The following is an 18,163-nucleotide window of genomic DNA, read 5'->3' on the forward strand; positions in this document are numbered from 1 at the left end:
AAGTACGAAGACGTCGATAGCTAATCGATTCGTGTACCACTAAAAAAAAAAACACCTGCTCATCACAGACTGACTATGTACTTCCGCCCTTCGCCATCCCTATCAGCTTTTGGCTGATAACGATGCCACCAAACACTGCTGATGGTCAGCTCGGTTTTACCCTCCACACCATTACTGGCTTTCACAGGCCGAACTTTACTCACTACTACGGCATCATCTGCCACCTCGCACCAACACCTACCTTGAGTCGCCTCTCGCATAGATGCTTCTGGCTCACAACCAGAAACGGTGTCAGGCTTCCCCAGTTACTGCACTAGCGCCCTGTTAGAAATGCCACCCTCAAGCACAAAACAGGACTGACTGAGTATCGGGCTTTGCGCTATTTTGCACGCTTACCCTCCTGTCTTGCCGAATCAGGTTCACTTGCGTTGTGTACCTCTAACTTCCTATGGCTTCCTTCGGACCCTGTCGTTGGCCAACAACGCCCTTGCCATTCGGATTATCTTCCCCTCAGTCAGGGTGATTCAGGTTTCTTTCAACCTGACGGGTTTGCCAGCTTCGCTGGGCAACGAAGGTCTTCTTATCGAGACCGGTTCGCATGAGTCTAATAAAGGCTTAGTTCACATAGCCTTCATTAGCTTTCACTGTAAGTGGGTGATAGCCCGGTTTCGCTTCTTCAAATGCGCGTTTAGCAAACGCCTTGCCTTCAGGTGTTTTTGATAGCTCACGATAAAGGGGCTTAACAAGCTTATTGCGCCCTATCGACACCAAGTAGCTATACAAACGATCATAGGCAGGCTGATAGTTATTCTCTACTGCGATCATCAACCAGCTATGAGCAATTTCGTTGTTTTTAGTCGAGGTGAGTGAAAACGCTGAATCTAGCTCAGCCAGCTTTGCGCTGCTTAGCGATTCGGGCATGTTGTTTAGAAAATATAGCCACTCGTGTACAGTCCACTGCGCGGTTTCAATATCCGCCGCTTTCACGTCGCCAGAAAGCCAAGCGCTTCGTGTGTCATCGATTTTAGTGAACGCATCAGATTCTGGCTGTGGCGCTCCCTCGGGAATGCCTGGTTCAAAAATCCACGTTTGGATGCGCTCCGCGTCTAGCTTATCTGGATACTGCTTTAACAAGGTATCATCTAGATAAGCAATAAACGTGTCGGTAGTAATGCTCTTAAAAGCAAAGTCTTTAAAGTACTGCATTAAGAAAGCATCAAAGTTTTCTCGGCCAATCTTTTGTTCAATTTCACGTAAAAACAGTGCGCCTTTTTCATAGGGAATATTTGAGAAAACATCGTCCGGATTGCGACCACGAAGGTCGATCGCCAGGATTTCATCATTCTCTTCTAGGGCTGCAACATCGTTCTCCAGGTCTTGATAACCTAGTACTGCTTCTTTTTTGAAACGATCATGACCGTAGATCATTTCCATAATTCGGTAGGTTAAATAGGTCGTAAAACCTTCGTTTAACCACAGATCGCGCCATGTAGCGTTTGTTACTGTGTTACCAGACCAGCTGTGTGCAAGTTCATGAGCAATCAGAGACACCAAGCTTTTATCACCGGCGATAACTGTAGGTGTAATAAACGACAAGCGAGGGTTTTCCATGCCGCCAAAAGGGAATGAGGGCGGTAGAATTAGCAGGTCGTAACGATCCCATTGGTAAGGTCCATAGGTTTCTTCCGTTACCTCTAACATTGCCTCGGTATCTTCGAATTCCTTCGCCGCACTTTCAAGTAGCGCAGGCTCAGCATACACACCAGTACGCTCACCCATAGCTTTAAACTCCAAATCACCTATGGCTAACGCAATAAGGTAAGAAGGAATAGGCTGCGGCATATTGAACTCATATTCGCCATCGCGCTCGGTGGTTGGGTCGTTAGACGCACTCATTACCGCTAATAACGATTCAGGTGTTTTTATGGTTGCGTCATAGGTTACGCGCACTTGTGGCGAGTCTTGAAGCGGAATAAAGCTTCGTGCGTGAACTGCTTGCGCCTGTGTAAACAGGAATGGGTGCTTCTTACCTGCCGTTTGCGCTGGCGTTAACCATTGTACGCCAGAGGCTTCGGGTGAAGTTGAATACGCTACCGTTACTGAGTTTGCCGCACTTGGTAGAGTAATCGTAAGAGGCGTGCCTAAATCAGGGTCAGTCTCTCCCATTTCAAAGGGAACACTTTCTCCCTCTACGCTAACACGCTCAATCTCTAACGCTCGCGTGTCCAATACTAGCGTATTGTTTTCAGGCTTCGTACGCTCAACATCGAGGGTCACTTCACCAACGAGCTGCTTCGACTCAAAGTTTGCGGTTAAATCTAAGCTTAGGTGCGTAACCCGAATTTCATTAGGGTTAGCAAATGAGTGGTAATCTACACCAGAAGCAATACCTGCATCGGTGTGCTTAGCCGCATCTGCACTAGACTCCGAAGTAGACGCAACGGCTTGCTCGTTTTCTGTATTTGGTGAACTTGAACTGGTGTTATCACTGCACGCGAGCAACACGGGCGCGCATACGAATGTAGCCAGTAATCCGTATTTTTTCATATAACTTCCTAAAGGATGATTGATACGATCTCAGTGTATCAATCTGTTATATGACTGGCGACTCTAATTCGAAGAGCTGCGTTGTAACTGCGCTATATTTCGAAAAGCAGTAAGGGTTGACGTGAATAAGTGCAGGATAGCTACGCCATCTGACGAAGGCGCAGCTATCCGACAAGGGCATTAACTATTTGCGTTAACCGCTGACTCGTTTGCCGTTTAATTAAGCAAGGCTAATATCTACTTCAATGTTACCGCGGGTCGCATTTGAGTATGGGCATACTTGATGCGCAGTTTCCACCAAGCCTTGCGCTTGTGCTTTGTCCATATCGCCCAAATCTACCGTCAGTTTTACTGCAATAGCAAAGCCTTGTTCAATAGGTCCAATTGCAACGTTGCCAGTTACACTAATGTCATCGGCCAGCTTAATTTTTTGCGATGCAGCCACATGCTTAAGTGCACCGATAAAGCACGCCGAATAGCCCGCTGCGAACATTTGTTCAGGGTTCGTCCCTTCTCCACCTGCACCGCCCAATTCTTTAGGTGTAGAGAGTTTAAGGTCTAGCTTACCATCACTTGATTTCGCTGTTCCTTCACGACCACCCGTTGCTGTTGCACTTCCGGTATAAACGACTTGTTGAAGTTTATGCATGTTACTCTCCTCATAGGTTTATTTAAACAACTACTTTGCATGCAAAATAAATTATCACCAAACCAACTTGCAGATCAAGTGTTTTGTATGCAAAATATTATTGTTAAGAAAAAGCCTTACCGATAAGGGTTAAGCATCATGTCAGAATTATTGAAGTTGGAAAATCAGCTTTGCCACCGTTTTTATACGCTGTCGAATGCATTCACTCGTGCTTACCGCCCCCTTCTTAAAGCGCTGGATATCACCTATCCTCAATATGTGACTTTAATGGCGCTATGGGAAAACGATGGCATTACTATTGCCGAGCTTCTGGAGAGAACGGCCATAGACGGTGGTGCTATGTCGCTGATTCTCAAAAAGCTACAAGACAAAGGCTTTTTAGTTGTCACTAAAGATAAAGCCGACAAACGCGTTAAGCGCGTTCAACTCACTGAAACGGGCAAGAAGGAGAAAGCCATAGCAGAAGACGTGCCTGTGCAAATGCTCTGCAAGCTTAATGGCATGACTGCAGATGAAAGCCGTACGTTAAAAGTCCTACTGGACAAATTAGGCGGCTGTTTTGAGAATGCAGATTTAAACTAGTCCGGATAGATAATCACCACTCAGCCCTACATTCCCAAGCATTGCTAGGAAACTTGCCAGCGCCTTGTGAGTGGGCAATTATCTATGCGTATTGGTATTTTAACCTCTTTTTGTAATCTGATTGTCATCAGATTATTGACGTTTTCTGTTATTATTTTCGCATTGAGCGAACAAGTGTGCGCTATAATTGTCCTAATGGGCGTAGTAGGGAAAATGCTGAGCTGCACGTTTCAATTGAAAGCGTTAGTCGCTGAAATGATCGCATGTCTTATCGAGAAAGTGCGACAAGAGGCTTTAAGGGCATTTACTACCCATTATTCTTAGAAAGAAAAAAAAACAGGAGCTGTGATGATCCAAGAACAGATTCAGACACAGGCTGTGCCGCAATCAAAAAGCATTCCTGCAAAAGCCTACTCTGTACTGGAAGAGTGGCTGAACAGTATTAGTCATGGGGTTGGCTTTATTGCTGCTATCGTGGGTTTAGTATTTATGTTGTATCGAGCGGAGGATACGCTCGCGTTAACCACTGCAGCTATTTATGGCTCTACACTCATTCTGGTGTTTTTAAGCTCAACCCTTTATCACGCTATTTCCCATCAAAAGGCAAAGGGATGGCTTAAGCTATTTGACCACAGCGCAATATACTTATTGATAGCAGGTACTTACACACCATTGTTACTGGTTTCGATTGGTGGCGTGTTGGGTATTACTATGACCGCGATTATCTGGAGCTTGGCAATTGGCGGCGTGGCGTTTAAGCTCGTCGCGCAGCACCGTTTCCCAAAGGTATCCGTGATGACTTATTTGCTGATGGGATGGATTGCACTGGGTCTTATCTACCCTCTTTATGTCGCCCTTCCCGGTGCTGGCCTATGGTTATTGGTAGCAGGCGGGCTGTGTTTCAGTGTAGGCGTGTGCTTTTACGTGGCAAAAAAGGTAAAGTACACCCATGCAATTTGGCACATGTTCGTGATTGGCGGATGTAGCTGCCACTACTTTTCAATTTATTTTTTTGTCGTTTAACAAAAGGCCCAAATTAAGCTGCTATGCCAAAACCATGTAAAAACTTATGCTAACAAACAAGCAAGACGCCGAGAAAAAGGAAAACAGCACTACGTTGACACCAGGTATTGCGTGGTTTTCACTACACGCAGGACAAATATGCTTGGGTAAAAAGCCCGTTGAAAGTGACTTTGAACGCCTTAAGTCACTGGGTGTTACCCATATTGCAACGGTTCAGACCAGTGAAGAACATGCACCAGTTATACGCGACAGTTCGCTCGCCGTGGGCTTGGAGTGGCTATGGGTTCCCTTTATGCATCCGTCATCGGCGTCGCCAACCGAAGATGTTCACCTTCATCAGTATCTTCACGAGCTCTCTCAAATGCTCAGTGAGGGAGCGAAGATATATTTACACTGCGACGGTTCACAGCACCGCTGTAGTTTATTGTTTTACGCCCTTTGCCACTATTGCCGCGTTCCATCCAATAGTGCATATAACGCTCTGCATAGCTTTGGCGCTAGTGCGGCAAATAACCTTAAGAGATCCGAGCTCACATGGGCAGCAGAATTAGGGCATATTGCACCTAAAATGTAGGCCAATAAAAAGCGCGCCTTCGTTATCAACGTTCATCAACGAAGGCGCGCGTGCTGTTTTAACAAAGCAAAGCGTTCATAAGTGCGCCGAGCTTATTTATTTAAAACTGATAAATATTAGCGTTGGTGAGAAGTTTATTCGCGTCTATTTTTTCTTGAACACAGCGCACTATATCAGCACGAGTAAATACATAAATTCGGTCTTTGCGCTCGCGGCTCTCGTCCATCTCAAAATCTTTCAGCACCATGCTGATATGTTCATTTTCCGGCAGACCGCGTAAGCCTGACCCAAATCTGCATAAGGTCTCGCTCATGCCCGACTCAAAACCGGCCAGAAACGTTTTGTAAGCTTGCTGCTGCTGCGCTTTACGCGCCTCCATTTGTTTAGTCTGCTCTTTTTCAATTGCTTTAAGCTCATCCTTCATGCTTTTTTCTTTCGCTTCTAATTGCTTAAGCTGCTCTCCAGACTGCTCTTTTTGCACGAGTAATTCTTTTTTTCGCGCCTCGTCAGCGTGACGCAATTCGAAGGTAATATCTCGCAGTTCACGCTCTACTTCTCTTGCTTCCCAGGCAAGTTCACGCTGCATGTTGCGCAAGTCGCGTAAGCGACTATTGTTGTCAGCAAACGCCTGAGAAAAACGATGGCTGGTTTCTTCTGCGTAAGCTTCCCACTCTCTGGCTGCTTCAAACACAATGTCATCTACATCACTAAACGAATTTGCAGACGGAACTGGTGGTGCAGGCGGTGCAGGTGGCACGGTGGCAACTAATCCTTCTACCAGCGTTTCTATCTCTCGTACCCAGTTACCGCTTTGGCCTCTTACTGAAAAAGTAAATACCGCCCCCTGCCCAGCAAGATAGCTGGTTTCAATTTGACTCACTCTCCAAGAATCAGTCGCGGCATTTTGTCGTAAGGACGTTTTGAGTACCCCAGACATTATTTCTAATTCATTTGATAGCGTGTCATATTTTTGCGCACTTTGTGCGTTCGCAAGACCACCAGCAGCAGAGCAAAGTAGTAAAGCAGTTAATAAACGTTTCATAATTTCACCTAATTACATTAATCATCTAGCGACGACTGTGGATTGTTTGTTTCATACGGCATGGTTAATGGCACTTCAGAACGGCTGTTAGATAAACTTACCGCGCTGTACCCTATTTCAATGTCATCAATTTCATCCTGTAGACGCGTAAATTGGCGTGCATAGAATCTTTGATCGTCAATACGCTGCTCGTTGATAAATTTAATAAGCTCGGCAAAGTCGTGTTTGCGTTCTTCTCTACTCGACGCTAACAAGTACTTAGTAAGCTCTGCACTGCTTTGTTGCTGCTGTGTAGATAGCGCCTGAGCGTATTCTTTGAATAGTGTTTGGTTTGCTTGTTGATAGAAATCACGTTGCTCACCTAAAGCTTTAGCAACTTCCTGCGTAACGCGCTGCTCAACCATTTCATCCACTCTGTTGGCGCTTTTGTTTGAAAACGTAAGCGCTATACCGTTATCGCTATACGACAGCTTTGCGCCTGTGAGTACGGCTAACAGCGCACACGCCGACATGGCCATGGCACACGCTGGCAAGCTAAACCAAGACGACAGCGAACGTGGTTCATCTTTCTTAAAAAAGGTCTGTTCTTTGTCCCACTGGGGAAGTGCCGGAGCAACGAAGCTTGAGCTTGCGCTGTTCAAACGGGCGCTATTTTCTACCGCCTGCGCGAACTCAGCATCTGAATCACACAACGCGTTAAACTGCTTTTCTTGCTCGCTATCAAGCGAGTTGTCCAGATAAGCTGAGAATAAGGCTTCTTTGTCATATAAGGTCATTATTCCAACTCCAACTTCAACTTTGCTAAGGCTGCGTAAAGTCGCGACTTAGCGGTATTTACTGAGATATCCATTTGCTGTGCAATTTCTTCGAACGTGAAGTGGCCGAAGAACTTCAATTCCACCACCGCCTTTTGGCACAAAGGTAGGGTCTGCATAGCCTGCGTTAATGCTCTACTCTCTCTGTCGCTATAAAGCTGCATTTCAGGGCATGGCGCACCGCAAAGTGGCGCCTGTATATCGTCAATGTCAGAATGCGGCTTTCGCTTGCGATACAGTTCAACGCAGCGACAGTGGGCAATGCGATAGAGCCAACTTTTAAAACTGCCCTCACCTTTAAAACAAGCAAGACTGCGAAACACAGAGATAAAAATCTCCTGCATTAAATCTGCTGCATCATGGCTATTCCCTGTCATTCGAATACCGTATTGATACATAGCGGTTTCGTAGCGAGATATAAGCGTAAACCACGCTTTTTTATTACCCCTTAATGCCTGTTCCACGAGTTTTTCATCTCGTTTATTAAACACGCCGTTCCCCGTTTTTACGCTCTGTTTTTTTACTTAACCATTAAGTCGATAAGCTTTGCAAAAAAGTTTGTTTAATTGATAAATAAATTGTCATTTAGGGAATAACGCCAATGAAACTGTGCTTTAAGCGAAGGCTGAAGAACTTCTTTGGGGTTGGTGCACAAGACAATACTTGATGTCAGCAATAAAAAAGCGGCTGAACCTATAGGCTTAACCGCTTTAGATAAATATGAAAGGTAGCGCGCTCAGCGCCAAGGTTATTTTAGTGTAGGAATAGGCAACAGTGGCGAGATAATTTCACCGATACGACGAAACAGCTGCATACGCGTAGTGCCTGAACGCCATACTAAGCCAATCTCGCGAAACCCCTGCTCTTCAGCGGGGAAGCTCTTAAGACCTGTGTGCTCAAGAATAGACTGGTTTATCGCAAGTTCAGGTAAAAAGGTGTAGCCCATTTTGCTATTCGCTAATTGCACCAAGGTATACAAGCTGCTAGCCGCTACGCTGCTAATTTGGTCGCTGTGCTGAAGATTGCACGCACTTACCGCATGCCCGGTCATACAGTGCTCTTGCTGTAGTAAGAAAATACTCTTTTTCGGCAAGGTTGAAATGTCGACAGGATTAGGTAGTTGCTCAGCCATATCTTTGTGCGCAATAAGATGGAACGGGTCATGCCCTAAGACCATCTGTTTACACCCTGGTGTTTCCATTGGCAACGCTAGAATAAGTAAGTCTAATCTGCCGTCGGTCAATTGCTGTAGCAACTTCTCTGTAGTGTCTTCCTGCATTTCCAAGTTGATCTCGGGTAAAAATGCAGAAAACGCCCCCATCATGCCTTCAAAAAGAAACGGCGCAATGGTTGGAATAACACCTAATTTTAAGGTGCCTCGCTGCCAATTGCCTGCGTTTTGCGCATACTCAACCAGCTCTCCCGCTTCCTGAAGTAGCACTTTACTGCGTTCAACGATATCTAGTCCCAACGATGTAAACACAAAGGTTTTATGTTCACGCTCAAGAAGTTGGCTTCCGAAGTGCTCTTCAAGGTTCTGAATGGCCGTACTCAATGTTGACTGACTTACGTTACAGCGCTGTGCAGCACGGTGAAAATGTTGCTCTTGATGTAGCGTCACCAAATAGTGCAGGTGCTTAAGATTAGGCCATTTCATGGGCATCTCACAATTATTTAAAAAGGGATTAAAAAATATTGGATTAATCTAACATAAAGATTAAATAGCGCCTAGGGTTGATACCCATGGTTAACGAGAGCGATCTTCTATTATTCGCAGCTGCACGTATTCAACACCCTAAAAAAGAGGTAGATAATTCTGTTTATTGTGCAATCTATAAGAAGCTTTTGAGAATTTGACATTTCCCGCTGGAAAGCCCCCATAAGTAGCGTTAGGATTAAATTAAAGCGTTATACGCAACATATTTTTACAGCGAAGTAAGACCCGCTCTTGTATCATTCAGTCAATAGAGCGATTAACTATTGAGGGCAGTATGAAAGGACATTATAAGAACATTTTATGTGTATTGAGCGACTCTCATCGTCAAGATGATACGGTAGCCCAAGCACTGCATATCGCCAAAGCGCATCAAGCCTCGCTTACCATTATGCTTTCGTTAGAATCTTTGCCGCCCAACGCCAGTATGGTCATGGAGTCTTTCTCTTATGTTGATTCTCAGCAAACCATGGAAACCCAAGCCCAGCATTGGTTAAAAGAACAAGCGGAAAGCTGGGGAAAACACTATCCTGTGTCTACTGCGGTAACGGTAGGTCAGCCGCTTATTGACGTTGTGCGTTATGTAAAAAAGAACAATATCGATCTAGTAATTAAACGGGCAGAAGAGAGCTTTCTAGATAAGCTATTCGGAAGCTTAGATATGCGTTTATTCCGCAAATGCCCTTGTCCGGTTTGGATCATTAACCACAAGCCTCGCAGTCAGTACAAAAACGTAGTTGCAGCACTGGATTTGAACTATCACTATCCACAGCATGAAGTGTCTATTAGGCGCGATCTTAATCGCGACATTTTGCGTCACGCAAGCCAAATAGCCTTGTTAGAGTTTGCACAGCTACACATTGTTCACGTTTTTGATGCGGTTCCTGAGAACATAGCAAGAGACGGTTTCATATCGGTTGATAACGATAGAATGGAAACCGATCTTGCAAAAATCCATGCCGAGCGTGAATCGGAACTAGACAAATTGCTTGAAGAACTAGGCAATGAATTGGATGACAATGTATTAGAGTATTTGAAACCTCAGAAGCACATTGTTCACGGTTACCCTCGAAGAGAAATTGCAGCCACAACCACATCCCTTGATACCGACATTATTGTTATGGGCACAGTGGCACGTTTAGGTGTGCCTGGCTACATCATGGGCGACACCGCAGAAGAAACTATCCATCAGCTTAAGTGTGCCGTTGTGGGTGTTAAACCCCGTGGCTTTGAAACGCCTATCTCCATTGATTAAAGAAAACATTCCACAAACAAAAAGGCCGTGCTTCACTTCAAGCACGGCCTTTTTTAATTCTTTTCGCTTAATACGAACGTTTGTAAGCGCTGTGTTTTACGCTACGCCAAACGACGCTTTAAGAATGTAGAAGAAAATAATCGAGAGGATTGCGCCTGCAGGCAACGTAACAATCCACGATACGACGATATTTCTCACAATGCCTAGGTTAAGCGCTGATACACCACGCGCCAGACCTACACCTAGTACCGCTCCTACAAGCGTTTGGGTAGTCGAAATAGGTAAACCCGTACCTGATGCGATAACTACCGTACACGCTGCAGCGAGTTCTGCTGCAAAACCGCGGCTTGGTGTTAAGTGTGTAATACCTTGACCAATGGTCTTGATAACGCGATGTCCAAATAGCGCAAGACCCGCAACAATACCTAAACCACCAAGAGGAAGGATCCAAGGTGCAAGCGTAGTGCTAGAGTTAATTTCGCCGCCACTACTTACTACGCTAACTACCGCAGCCAATGGTCCAATAGCGTTAGCTACATCATTTGAACCGTGGGCAAACGCCATACAACAGGCTGTTACTACCATTAGAAGTGCGAATACTTTCTCAACGTTAGCCGCCTGTAGGTCTGCATCTTCAGAACCGCTGAACTTCATACGGCCGATAAACCATTTACCCAAGAAGCCCAACGCTACGGCAATAGCAATCGCCAGCACATATCCGTTAACAGCGCTTAGCTCTAAACCAACGTGCTTAAGGCCTTTCTTGATAGTAACAAGCGACATCACAAAGCCCGCTAATGCCATATAGAACGGCACATAACGCTTAGCATTTGCAAACGGAGAGGCAGTTTGGAAGATGAGCTTGTGCGCGCTCATGAAAATAAGATAAGCAATGATGCCTGAAATAGCTGGGGTTACTACCCAACTACCAACAATACCACCCACTTTGTCCCATGCTACTGCGTCCATGCTGACGCCAGTGGCAGTAAAACCGATGATTGCACCGATAATTGAGTGAGTGGTAGATACAGGCCACCCCAACCATGACGCTACCGCAAGCCAGATTCCAGCTGCAAGTAGTGATGAGATCATGCCTAATACAAGGTATTCAGGTATGTCTATAAAATAGGTTGAGTCGATAATCCCTTTTCGAATGGTAGACGTTACTTCGCCACCTGCTAGGTAGGCGCCAGCAAACTCAAATATCATAGCAATGATAATGGCTTGTTTTATGGTTAAAGCTTTAGAACCTACTGACGTACCCATTGCGTTGGCAACGTCATTCGCTCCAATACCCCATGCCATGACGAAACCAACGCCGGCGGCAAGGATTATAAGAATTAGGCCATAACTTTCAAAAAATTCCACGGATAATCGCTCCCGATCTAAACGCGATTTAGGCTGGACGCTACTTGAGTAAGTAGCATGATCTCTTCACCACAAAGGCTAGAGAATGAAGTTAAAGACAAATTGTGTTTTATCATAAGGTTCGATTAAATTTTGCACGATCTGTTCTTGGCTGCGGCGCATGATAACGTAATCATGTTAGAAGCCATAGCGAAAATCACTGAAAAACGATAAAAGTATGCGGAATTATTTGAATGCGATGATAAAACCACCAAATATTTCAGTTTTATGACAAATAAATTTCACGAACTTTCATATTTGAATATTACTACGCAAAATAACACTGACCATTTGGACAGGTTTACGTCAAATCTTCCAGCTTTTGCTGCATATTTTCCAGCGGTGTATGTCTAACATCAGTACCGCGAGTGAGATAAACCACATATTCACACACGTTTTTACATCTATCACCAATTCGCTCTAACGAGCGCATTGCCCACAACACATCCAGCCAATCCTGCATGTCGTCAGTGCTTTTCTGCATTTCGGAGGTGGTATACGACAGCAGCCGTTTGTACTCACTGTCAATGCGGTTGTCTTGGTCATACACTTCTAACGCCGCAGCCTCATCCTGACGAGCAAAAGCGTCGAATGTGCCGCGCATCATGGCGGCCACGCGCTCGCCAATAAGTAACATGCTGCTCTTAATGGTATCTGAGCTCGGCAACTTATTGCGCGTTACTAGTTTGGCAATACGCTCGATTTCATCGCCCATTCGCTCTATATCGGTAATGGCTTTGGAAATGGTCATAATTAAACGCAGATCGCTGGCGGTAGGATGACGTTTTGCAATAATGCGCAAGCACTCTTCGTCAATTTGAATTTCCATGGAGTTAATTTTTAAGTCGTTCAACACCACTTTTTCAGCCAGAGCGGCATGATTGTGCTTTACCGCTTTTAACGTATCCACCAGCTGCTGTTCAACTTCGCCCCCCATGGTTAATACCGAGTTACGCAAGTTTTCCAACTCGATATTAAACGTACCCGAAATATGCGTGTTTAAGGCTACCTGTCGCATGGTGTTTTCTCCTCGCGGCGTAAGCATAACGAATAACGACAATCAATCGTGCCGCTACCTGTGGCAGAACTATCGTGACAAACCGCTACATCTTGCCAAATTGAAGCATTACGGCGCAAACCCATGTTAGAACACACACCTACTGCTACGTTATCCATATCGCCCCGTTATGTAGTCTTCGGTTTGCTTCTTCTCTGGCATAGTAAACAGCGTATCGCTGTCTGCATATTCTATCAGCCTGCCCTGATGGAAAAAGGCGGTGTAGTCGCTTACCCTAGCCGCTTGCTGCATGTTGTGCGTCACGATAATAATGGTGCATTGTTTCTTTAATGCATCCATCAGTTCTTCGATAAAAAGCGTGGTCAGAGGGTCAAGGGCCGAGGTGGGTTCATCAAGAAGTAGAATGTCAGGCTTCAACGCTAGTGCTCTTGCAATCACCAAACGCTGCTGCTGACCGCCAGATAAAACATGAGCGGATTCAAATAAACGATCTTTAACCTCGTCCCACAGCGCCGCCTGTTTCAGTGCGCTTTCCACCGCGTCGTCTAAGTGTCGACGAATTTTAACGCCTTGAAGCTTAAGCCCGTAGCACACGTTCTCATAAATGCTCATAGGAAAGGGGTTGGGTCGCTGAAAAACCATGCCCACGTTCGTTCTTAGGCGTGACACATTTACTTTGCGGCTATTGATGTTTTGCCCATCAATAATAATTTCACCATCGTATTTGCAACCGTCATACAAATCGTTAAGGCGATTGAAACAGCTAATGAGTGTAGATTTACCGCAACCACTTTGACCAATTAACGCTGTGATTTTGTTTTTTGGGATCCGCATACTGATGTCGTTTAACACATGCTTGTTGCCAAACCACAGGTTGAGGTTTTTAACCTCTACCGCAGTTTGTTCTTCATCAATGTCGTTAACGTTCAGCGTATTGTGTTCAAACAACTTCAACATGTTACAAAACCTGTATTATCCTTTGAGATAGCGTTTGCGCAGGCGCGCTCTAAGTACAACTGCCAGAATATTTAATACAAACACCACCACGAGTAAAAGCAAGCAAGCGGCAAACATCATGCTTGCGCTCTTTCCATCAGTTTGGCTGTGAAACGCTCCGTCATAAATAAGCACGCCCAAATGCATAAACTGCCTATCAAGGTGGAGATAAGGAAACTCTCCATCTATAGGCAAGGTTGGCGCAAACTTGACCGCCCCCACTAACATAAGTGGCGCTACTTCACCTGCCGCCCTCGCAATCGCCAAAATTACGCCAGTCATAATACCCGGAGACGCAATAGGCAATACGGTACGCACTATAGTCTCAATTTTGGTAGCTCCTAATGCGTAACTGCCCGCTTTCAACCCTTCCGGCACCCTGCGCAAGCCTTCTTCAGTCGCCACAATCACTACAGGTAAGGTCAAAATTGCCATGGTTAAGGCAGCCCAGAAAACGCCAGGGCTTCCCATTGTGGGTGCTGGCAGTGTGTCACTAAACAATAGCTCATCAATACTGCCGCCCAAGGTATAAACAAAGAAACCAAGGCCGAATACGCCGTAAACAATAGAAGGTACACCTGCCATGTTGCTTACACTGACACGAATAATAGTGGTAAGCGCCGTGTTAGGTGCATACTCGCTCAAGTAAATAGCGGCTAATACACCAAAGGGCGTTACGATGATGGTCATTAAAAATACCATGAGTACAGTACCAAACAACGCAGGGAAGACGCCACCTGAGGTATTCGCTTGTTTAGGGGAATCGGTGAGAAAAACACCGATTTCCGAAAACGCCACCTGCCACTTTTCCCATGTACTTAGACGACTGACAAAATCCACATCTTGAATACTAGATATGGGAATAACAAACGGCGTTTCGTCAGCAAAACTTACCAATAAGGTATACTCGGCTCGTGTTGCTTCTAACGCTTCCACACGCTTTTGGTATTCGTCAAACGATGCCACTAAACGCTCTCTTGCTGGCGCGTCGGCAACAACATTACGTTTATCAAATTGAGATAGCGCTTCGTGAATAGGTGCAAGGTGTTGCGTATTTAAATCTTCAATTTGAGCGCTTATTTGGGCCACTTCCTCTAGCACAATGTCAATGTTACCAAGAGGTTGAGGCGGTTTAGATGGCACGACGATGTATTCAGGAATTGCCAACACACGCCTGCCGTCTAACAGTTTTATTTCTGCGCTTTGGTTTGCAAGTAGAGAAGTCTCTATTTCCTCTCGAGATAACTGGACTTGAAAGCCATAAGGATGCTGAGCATCTGAGAACTTAAGTGTCACATCCTCATTTGTCGATTCATCAAATAGGTTCGCAAGCACCGAAAACCTTGTGCCGTCTTGATGCGTACCGGTAACCGTATAGATGGGCTCTGGCCAAAAATATGCCGTACCTCGAAAACTAATAAGTATAAGAATGCTAACTAGCGCAATAAGCAGCAGGCTGGTGAAAAAAGCCGTTAAGCTAATGACTAACGATTGACGCTGTACCGCACTTAACCCAAACGTTGTTCGATTAACCATAGTACGCCCTACTTCTTATACGCTGTCGCAATAGCTCTGCCATGGTGTTTACCAAGAAGGTAAACAGGAACAAAATACACGCGGTGAAAAATAGAATTTGATAGTGCGCCGATGATACATCTGCTTCTGGAAGTTCAATTGCCAAGTTAGCAGTAAGTGCTCGCAAACCTTCTATCAAGCCCCAGCTGGAGATTGGCGTATTCCCCGTCACCATAAGGACTATCATGGTTTCACCAAACGCGCGGCCGAAACCTAGCATAATCGCGGCAACAATACCCGGTAGTGCAACGTGAAGAACAACATGAAGTAAGGTCTGTAATCGTGTGGCGCCTAAAGCAAAAGAGGCGTGTTTTAAATCATTTGGAACGCCGTTTATGGCATCTTCAGCAAGGGAATAGATACTAGGTGATATGGCCACACCTAACGCTAACGCTACCACTATAGTCGTTTTCCCGATGGGACTATCGGACTCGGCCGCAAGCATTGTAAACCCGTCTCCCCCCATTATCGAGAAAATAAGCGAAGGCGCATACTCCACGCTAATAAAACCTAAAAGGAACACTCCGCTTATAGCAAATAGTAGCTCTGCTCCGTGTCTTAGCTTCTTTGGTAAGTATTCCGCAACAGGACGCTGCACCAGGGCAACGACAATAAGCACAAAAGGGATAACGATTAGGAAAAAGGCAAAGGAAAATAAAAACTGCTCAGCTTTTGGCGACAACCAAATAGCCGCGATGAAGCCGATGAGTACACTGGGAATCGCTTCGAGCAATTCGATAGCCGGCTTAATAACGTTGCGAAGGCGGCTTTTAGCAAAAAACGCGGTGTAAATTGCGGCACCGATAGCAACCGGAATAGCAATAAGCAGCGCTAAAAGAGAGGCTTTAATACTGCCTATTAATAGCGGTGTTAAGCTAAACTTTGCCTCTTGAAAATCAGAGGCACTGGTGGTTTGCCATACGGTTTCTTCCGTTTCATACCCTTCGTAGTGCTGCGGTTCAAACAGAGAGGCCCATGTAGTAACGCCGCTTAAGTGCCTGCCTTCCCATACTGATAAGGTGCTATCTGAATAGCCATAAAGCTTATTGCCGTACCAAATGATATTCTCAGCAGAACGCTCTATCTGTTGTGATGCCACTACATCGCCTGATACACGGTTTACCAACAACACTCTTGCTTTATCGGTCAGCACAGCCACCAAGTTCATACTGGCATGTTCTGCCACATCCTTAACGTTCTCTCCTGGTAGCGCTACTTGGTAGGTTTGTTCAAAGGTAAGGCCTTTATCGCTTTTGCTCAGCACCCAGCGAGTAAGTGCCTGTGTATTGCTGTTCATTAGGAAAAAGGTGCGGTCTTTAGCAAGTGGGAATACAATCTTCTCATCTAATGACGCTGTGATGTTTCCTGCTATTGGCAGTAGTGACGCCCCTTCATCCGTGAGCCTATTTAGGTAAAGCGCATCATCCACTTGGAGTAACACGCTCTGACTGCCGGGTAACAATACGAGTCTGTCTATATTATGAAACCGTTTATCCACAACCTGTGTAGGACGAAGCCGATTTACCCAACGGATAAACACTTTATTGTCTTGAACGATAGAAACCACTGCCCATTTTGAGGACAGTGCAATGCTCCAGTCACTGCGTATCTCCCACTCACCTTTGGGAAGCGCGAACGTAATGCTGTTCGACAACGCTGCTTGCGGTGTACTTGTGGCAATATCCTCTGCGCTACCGTCGGTCATATTGAACGATCTGACCGGTAAAACTCTCACTTGGGCGTTGGGAGAAACGTCTACGATATAGTTCTCTCCCATCACACTGTGGGAAGACAGCCTATGCTCGCAAGGACGGATATAATCGTGATTACTTACCAGAGCATCGCCTTTAAGCAACTTTAATCCCAATCGACAGTCAGACTTCCTAACCAGCATTGGCTGACTGTTAATGATGTCGCCTGCGCTGATAATTTTTTCATTATCTGACGTTTTCAAGCTCAACAGATGATTTAAGCTAGGGGTATATGCCAACGGCAGAGCTTGGCTGATTAGATGAGTAATAAGAATAACTAACGTCAACAAAACAAGGCCGCCGAAGCCGGTCACTACATAGCGTGACCACCTGTCGCTTCGCTGGCGTTTTTTGTTTGTGCTGTTGCTGTCGAAAGTCATGCGGCTGTTTAGTAATTCTTATTTTCGAAATTCTTCATTTTTAAGAAGAATAACTCTAAATTGCACTGGTGAGCAGTGTAAGTTTTGTTATGCTAATAGCAAGTGAAAGTTTAAAGCATTACCTTCGCGCAACCTACTCTGCGCCTATGGTATTACCCAACAGGAAGACGATCAAAGTTTTTCTCTACACGCCCAATAAGGAGCATCGTATGCAATCATTGGTTATAAGCATTATGGGTAAAGACAAGCCGGGTTTAGTAGACGCACTGGCTAAGTGTGTATACAAACATGAGGGCAACTGGCAAGGGTCGAGCTTTGCGCATATGGCAGGAATGTTCACCGGTTTTGTAGAAGTACATGTTGCCGATGAGAACAAACAGGGCTTAATCGATGCGCTAGACGCCATTAAAGATTTGTCGGTGCAATCTGTAGCGGTAGCGAGCAGTGAAAATAACAACACCACCAAATTGACGGTTGATGTAATGGGCAATGACAAAACCGGTATTGTCCAAGAGCTTACCTCTGTTTTAAACCAGTTCAATTTGAATATTCTCACCTTTGCTTCACACTGTGAAAGCGCGCCTAACTGGGGCAGCCTAATTTTCAAAGCAAAAGCAGAAATTGCGGTGCCAGAAGATTTTGACGACGGCGCATTGCAAGACTCACTGGAGTCGTTGGCTAACGATTTGGTGGTGGATATTACCGCGAAGCGATAAAAACAAGGGCGTATTTGTGGTGCCATACACTATCCGCGCATCACAATTACGAACTTATCATATTGAAAGTTAATGGAATAACCACAACGCAATGCGTGCGCACTTGCACCAGAATACGT

Annotated in this window: 16 protein-coding genes; 5 read left to right on the plus strand and 11 right to left on the minus strand. The window is 45.3% G+C overall.

The annotated features are described in order from the left end of the window. Positions 1-615 precede the first annotated feature (615 nt). Positions 616-2,547: a M1 family metallopeptidase gene (locus tag MHM99_RS06645; protein ID WP_239218679.1), complete on the minus strand. Its 1,932-nt coding sequence runs from the start codon at positions 2,545-2,547 to the stop codon at positions 616-618. 220 nt (positions 2,548-2,767) lie between these two features. Next, positions 2,768-3,196, minus strand: a complete 429-nt coding sequence (locus MHM99_RS06650; RefSeq protein WP_014948414.1) for an organic hydroperoxide resistance protein — start codon at positions 3,194-3,196, stop codon at positions 2,768-2,770. 138 nt (positions 3,197-3,334) lie between these two features. Here MHM99_RS06650 and MHM99_RS06655 point away from each other — a divergent pair, with 138 nt between their 5' ends. The 3 genes from MHM99_RS06655 (at position 3,335) to MHM99_RS06665 (ending at position 5,375) form a co-directional block, all read left to right on the plus strand. Beyond that, positions 3,335-3,778, plus strand: a complete 444-nt coding sequence (locus tag MHM99_RS06655; RefSeq protein WP_049586214.1) for a MarR family transcriptional regulator — start codon at positions 3,335-3,337, stop codon at positions 3,776-3,778. A 348-nt stretch (positions 3,779-4,126) separates the two neighbouring features. Then, positions 4,127-4,801 carry a hemolysin III family protein gene (locus tag MHM99_RS06660; protein WP_080986383.1) on the plus strand — a complete coding sequence of 225 codons (675 nt, stop codon included), beginning with the start codon at positions 4,127-4,129 and terminating at the stop codon, positions 4,799-4,801. A 46-nt stretch (positions 4,802-4,847) separates the two neighbouring features. Further along, the gene (locus tag MHM99_RS06665) at positions 4,848-5,375 is read left to right on the plus strand and encodes a hypothetical protein (protein ID WP_049586212.1); all 528 of its coding nucleotides are present in this window, start codon (positions 4,848-4,850) and stop codon (positions 5,373-5,375) included. 100 nt (positions 5,376-5,475) lie between these two features. Here the strand turns inward: MHM99_RS06665 and MHM99_RS06670 are convergent, their stop codons facing one another. From MHM99_RS06670 to MHM99_RS06685, 4 genes are all read right to left on the minus strand, one after another. After that, entirely contained in the window at positions 5,476-6,417 is a 942-nt protein-coding gene (locus MHM99_RS06670) for a hypothetical protein (RefSeq protein ID WP_014975764.1), read from the minus strand. Between the two features lie 17 nt (positions 6,418-6,434). Further along, positions 6,435-7,193, minus strand: coding sequence for a hypothetical protein (locus MHM99_RS06675; RefSeq protein ID WP_049586208.1), 759 nt, complete (start codon positions 7,191-7,193; stop codon positions 6,435-6,437). After that, the gene (locus MHM99_RS06680) at positions 7,193-7,723 is read right to left on the minus strand and encodes an RNA polymerase sigma factor (RefSeq protein ID WP_049586206.1); all 531 of its coding nucleotides are present in this window, start codon (positions 7,721-7,723) and stop codon (positions 7,193-7,195) included. Before MHM99_RS06680 ends, MHM99_RS06675 begins: the two co-directional genes overlap by 1 nt. Before the next feature lie 257 nt (positions 7,724-7,980). Further along, a complete protein-coding gene (locus MHM99_RS06685; RefSeq protein WP_014948406.1) occupies positions 7,981-8,889 on the minus strand; it encodes a hydrogen peroxide-inducible genes activator in 909 nt (302 codons plus the stop codon). A gap of 334 nt (positions 8,890-9,223) precedes the next feature. On the opposite strand from MHM99_RS06685, the gene MHM99_RS06690 reads away from it, so the two are divergent. Continuing rightward, complete coding sequence (locus MHM99_RS06690; protein ID WP_014975760.1) at positions 9,224-10,201, plus strand: universal stress protein; 978 nt, start codon at positions 9,224-9,226, stop codon at positions 10,199-10,201. A gap of 96 nt (positions 10,202-10,297) precedes the next feature. On the opposite strand, the gene MHM99_RS06695 is transcribed toward MHM99_RS06690, so the two are convergent. From MHM99_RS06695 to MHM99_RS06715, 5 genes are all read right to left on the minus strand, one after another. Then, positions 10,298-11,569: an inorganic phosphate transporter gene (locus MHM99_RS06695; RefSeq protein ID WP_039224609.1), complete on the minus strand. Its 1,272-nt coding sequence runs from the start codon at positions 11,567-11,569 to the stop codon at positions 10,298-10,300. Between the two features lie 340 nt (positions 11,570-11,909). Further along, a complete protein-coding gene (gene phoU, locus MHM99_RS06700) occupies positions 11,910-12,626 on the minus strand; it encodes a phosphate signaling complex protein PhoU (RefSeq protein WP_014948403.1) in 717 nt (238 codons plus the stop codon). A gap of 150 nt (positions 12,627-12,776) precedes the next feature. Then, positions 12,777-13,583: a phosphate ABC transporter ATP-binding protein PstB gene (gene pstB / locus MHM99_RS06705; protein ID WP_049586205.1), complete on the minus strand. Its 807-nt coding sequence runs from the start codon at positions 13,581-13,583 to the stop codon at positions 12,777-12,779. A gap of 15 nt (positions 13,584-13,598) precedes the next feature. Beyond that, the gene (gene pstA / locus MHM99_RS06710) at positions 13,599-15,158 is read right to left on the minus strand and encodes a phosphate ABC transporter permease PstA (RefSeq protein WP_049586204.1); all 1,560 of its coding nucleotides are present in this window, start codon (positions 15,156-15,158) and stop codon (positions 13,599-13,601) included. Beyond that, positions 15,151-17,328 carry an ABC transporter permease subunit gene (locus tag MHM99_RS06715; protein WP_049586203.1) on the minus strand — a complete coding sequence of 726 codons (2,178 nt, stop codon included), beginning with the start codon at positions 17,326-17,328 and terminating at the stop codon, positions 15,151-15,153. The genes pstA and MHM99_RS06715 overlap by 8 nt, the downstream gene beginning before the upstream one ends. A gap of 209 nt (positions 17,329-17,537) precedes the next feature. Between MHM99_RS06715 and MHM99_RS06720 the strand changes: the two genes are divergently transcribed. Next, positions 17,538-18,044 carry an ACT domain-containing protein gene (locus MHM99_RS06720; RefSeq protein WP_014975755.1) on the plus strand — a complete coding sequence of 169 codons (507 nt, stop codon included), beginning with the start codon at positions 17,538-17,540 and terminating at the stop codon, positions 18,042-18,044. Positions 18,045-18,163 lie beyond the last annotated feature (119 nt).

This window comes from Alteromonas sp. MmMcT2-2 (genome assembly GCF_022348305.1).
GTDB lineage: Bacteria > Pseudomonadota > Gammaproteobacteria > Enterobacterales > Alteromonadaceae > Alteromonas > Alteromonas macleodii.

Bases quoted from the DNA above. Each gene is read 5' to 3' on its own strand.
- phoU (WP_014948403.1), bottom strand. From the start codon at position 12,626: ATGCGACAGGTAGCCTTAAACACGCATATTTCGGGTACGTTTAATATC.
- MHM99_RS06685 (WP_014948406.1), bottom strand. From the start codon at position 8,889: ATGAAATGGCCTAATCTTAAGCACCTGCACTATTTGGTGACGCTACAT.
- MHM99_RS06675 (WP_049586208.1), bottom strand. From the start codon at position 7,193: ATGACCTTATATGACAAAGAAGCCTTATTCTCAGCTTATCTGGACAAC.
- MHM99_RS06665 (WP_049586212.1), top strand. From the start codon at position 4,848: ATGCTAACAAACAAGCAAGACGCCGAGAAAAAGGAAAACAGCACTACG.
- MHM99_RS06660 (WP_080986383.1), top strand. From the start codon at position 4,127: ATGATCCAAGAACAGATTCAGACACAGGCTGTGCCGCAATCAAAAAGC.
- pstA (WP_049586204.1), bottom strand. From the start codon at position 15,158: ATGGTTAATCGAACAACGTTTGGGTTAAGTGCGGTACAGCGTCAATCG.
- MHM99_RS06690 (WP_014975760.1), top strand. From the start codon at position 9,224: ATGAAAGGACATTATAAGAACATTTTATGTGTATTGAGCGACTCTCAT.
- pstB (WP_049586205.1), bottom strand. From the start codon at position 13,583: ATGTTGAAGTTGTTTGAACACAATACGCTGAACGTTAACGACATTGAT.
- MHM99_RS06715 (WP_049586203.1), bottom strand. From the start codon at position 17,328: ATGACTTTCGACAGCAACAGCACAAACAAAAAACGCCAGCGAAGCGAC.
- MHM99_RS06655 (WP_049586214.1), top strand. From the start codon at position 3,335: ATGTCAGAATTATTGAAGTTGGAAAATCAGCTTTGCCACCGTTTTTAT.
- MHM99_RS06720 (WP_014975755.1), top strand. From the start codon at position 17,538: ATGCAATCATTGGTTATAAGCATTATGGGTAAAGACAAGCCGGGTTTA.
- MHM99_RS06670 (WP_014975764.1), bottom strand. From the start codon at position 6,417: ATGAAACGTTTATTAACTGCTTTACTACTTTGCTCTGCTGCTGGTGGT.
- MHM99_RS06650 (WP_014948414.1), bottom strand. From the start codon at position 3,196: ATGCATAAACTTCAACAAGTCGTTTATACCGGAAGTGCAACAGCAACG.
- MHM99_RS06645 (WP_239218679.1), bottom strand. From the start codon at position 2,547: ATGAAAAAATACGGATTACTGGCTACATTCGTATGCGCGCCCGTGTTG.